The following is a 3027-nucleotide window of genomic DNA, read 5'->3' as shown; positions in this document are numbered from 1 at the left end:
TGGTCGCCAAAACGTTCAAACCATGGAGCAAGACTTGCCACATCCAGCGCTTCGCCACCGAAGATCACCGAGCGCAGGGCCAGAGCTTTTTCGCTGTCGCACGCCACCCGCATCAACTGCTTGAACGCCGATGGCGTCTGGTTCAGCACCGTGACGTTTTCCTGCGCCAGCAAGGCATGGAAATCTTCCGGCGAACGGCTGACGTCGCGAGGCACGATGACCAAGCGACCGCCGTGCAGCAATGCGCCGAAAATCTCCCAGACCGAGAAGTCGAAGGCGTAGGAATGGAACAGCGTCCACACGTCCTGATCATCAAACTTGAACCAGTCATCGGTGGCGGCAAACAGGCGCATCAGGTTGTGATGCGGCAACAGCGTGCCTTTCGGTTTGCCAGTCGAACCCGAGGTGTAGATCACGTAGGCCAGGTTATCCGGCGTCGTCAGGTTGACCGGGTTGCTGTCGGCATAGCCTTCCAGCGAATCGCTCAGGGACAGGGTTTTCACCTGCGGCGGAACCGGCAGGCTGGCCAGCAAGTGATCCTGAGTCAGCAACAAGGCAATGCCGCTGTCATCCATCAGGTAGTTCAGGCGCTCGGATGGGGAATCCGGGTCCAGCGGCACATAGGCGCCACCCGCCTTGAGAATCGCCAGCAGGCCGACGATCATTTCCAGGCTGCGCTCCACCGCCAGACCGACCCGCACATCCGGGCCAACGCCCTGCTCGCGCAGCTTGTGAGCCAACTGGTTGGCGCGACGGTTCAGTGCATCGTAGGTCAGTTGCTCATTGCCCAGAGTCAGGGCAATGGCCTGCGGCACGCGAGTGGCCTGGGTTTCGATCACTTGATGGGCACACTGCTCGCTGGGGTAAACCGCCACATCACGGTTCCAGTCCTGCAACGTTTGCTCACGCTCTGCTGCGCTCAGCAAGGGCAGGTCCGCAATGCGCTGATGGAGATTGGCCGTCATGGCGTGCAGCACATTGCGCCAGTGCTCGGCCATGCGCTCGATGGTGGCGGCATCGAACAGGTCAGTGGCGTAGATCAGCGAAGCACCCAGGCCGTCTTCCCGCTCGCAGGTATCCAGGGTCAGGTCGAACTGCGCGGTGTGCTTGTCCGACACCTGATATTCCAGACGCAAGCCGGGCAACTGGCGGGCCTCGTTCCGGCCTTGGGTCTGATGGTTATAGGCAACCTGAAACAACGGGCTGCGACTCAAGTCACGCTCCGGCTGCAAGGCTTCCACCAGTTGCTCGAATGGCAGGTCCTGATGAGCCTGAGCCTGCAAGGCAGTCTGCTTGATCTGCTGCAACAACTGGACAACCGTTGTCTGCGGATCGAACTCTGCCTTGAGCACCTGGGTGTTGACGAAAAAGCCGATCAGGCCCTCGGTTTCGGCGCGGTTGCGGTTGGCAATCGGCACGCCGACACGTACATCGCTTTGCCCGGTGTAGCGATGCAGCAGGGTCTGGAACGACGCCAGCAACAACATGAACAAGGTAACGCCCTGTTGCCGCGCCACGTCCTTCAAACGGCCCAGCAATGTGCTATCCAGTTCGACATTGAGGCGTGCGCCGCCATAGGTCCGCACGGCCGGGCGTGGACGATCGGTGGGCAGTTCAAGCACTGGCGGCTGGTCGCCCAACTGGTTTTTCCAATAGGTCAGCTGGCGCTCCTGCTCACCCATCTCCAGCCAGTTACGTTGCCAGAGCGCATAGTCGGCGTACTGGATCGGCAGCGCGGCCAGTTCCGGCTCGCGTCCCTGGCTGCAGGCTTCGTAAAAGCGCAGCAGCTCATCGACCATGATCGGCATCGACCAACCATCTGAGACGATATGGTGCTGGGTCAGGACCAACACATGCTCGTCATCGCTCAAGCTCAATAGCTTGACCCGCAAGAGCGGCCCTTGTTGCAGATCGAAGGGCCGTTGCACTTCCTGTTCGACGTACGCCTCGACCGTTTCACCGCTCTGAAGCCGGTCCACGCTCAGGGCGAAAGCGCCAGCCGGATGAACCACTTGAAGGGCGTTATCGCCTTGCTGCTCGAAGGTCGTGCGCAGGGTTTCATGACGGGCGATCAAGTGTTTGAAACTGCGGCGCAAGGCCTCGACATTCAGGGTGCCGTGCAGGCGCAAGGCCAGGGGGATGTTGTAGGCGGCGCTCTGTGGTTCAAGCTGCCAGATGATCCATTGCCGCTGCTGGGCGAAAGAGAGCGCAGAACCTTCCTGCGACTCTCTCTTGAAGATTGGCGTGACGGCGTAGAGATTCACCCCCTGTCGCTTCAGCAGTACCGCCAGCGCCTTTCGTTCACGGGCGGACAGCGATTTTACGGACTCAAGCAACTCTTGCACGGGGGTATCTCCTGCTAAGCAATCAAATTATCAATTTCCTCCGCTGATAAACGTTTGAGTGCCTCTAGCGATTTAGTCAATTCGTCCAGTGCAGGGTCACTTTTGCCATTTTTTTGCTCGATCACGGCAACCAGACCCGCCACACAAGGTTGTTCGAACAACTCTTTGAGCGAAACCTCGTGCTGCAATTGCTCGCGCACACGGACCAGCACCTGCACCGCCACCAGCGAATGACCGCCCAGCTCGAAGAAGTTGTCATTCAGCCCGACTCGCTCGACTTTCAGCACGTCCGCCCAGATGGCTGCCAGTTGCTGCTCCAGCTCGCTTTCGGGCGCCACATAGCTGTTCTGCAACTGGCTGGCATCCGGTTTCGGCAAGGCCTTGCGATCCAGTTTGCCGTTGCCGGTCAGCGGCATGGCGTCCAGCACCACGAAATGGGTAGGCACCATGTAATCCGGCAGATGCGCCTTGAGTTCGGCTTTCAGTTCTTCGCGCAGGGTTTGCGGATCGCTGCTTGAATCCTGAGGCACCAGATACGCCGCCAGTTGCCCGTCCAGCGCCAGCACGGTGACTTCGCGAACGCTGGCCTGAGCCAGCAGGCGCGCCTCGATTTCACCCAGTTCGATACGGAAGCCGCGAATCTTCACCTGATGGTCGATACGTCCGGCGTACTCGATTACTC

The 3027-nt window shown here is 59.8% G+C and carries 2 protein-coding genes; both read right to left on the bottom strand.

Features of this window, described 5'->3' with window-relative positions:
• The coding region (locus JL015_RS27430; protein WP_201020676.1) for a condensation domain-containing protein at positions 1-2345 on the bottom strand (2345 nt) is incomplete at its 3' end.
• A 14-nt stretch (positions 2346-2359) separates the two neighbouring features.
• On the bottom strand, positions 2360-3027 hold a 668-nt coding region (locus tag JL015_RS27425), incomplete at its 5' end, for a phosphopantetheine-binding protein (RefSeq protein WP_201020675.1).

The organism is Pseudomonas cichorii (genome assembly GCF_015471405.1).
Lineage (GTDB): Bacteria > Pseudomonadota > Gammaproteobacteria > Pseudomonadales > Pseudomonadaceae > Aquipseudomonas > Aquipseudomonas serbiensis.
Note: the sequence above shows the minus strand (reverse complement) of the source record. Positions and strands in the feature narration are given on the sequence as shown.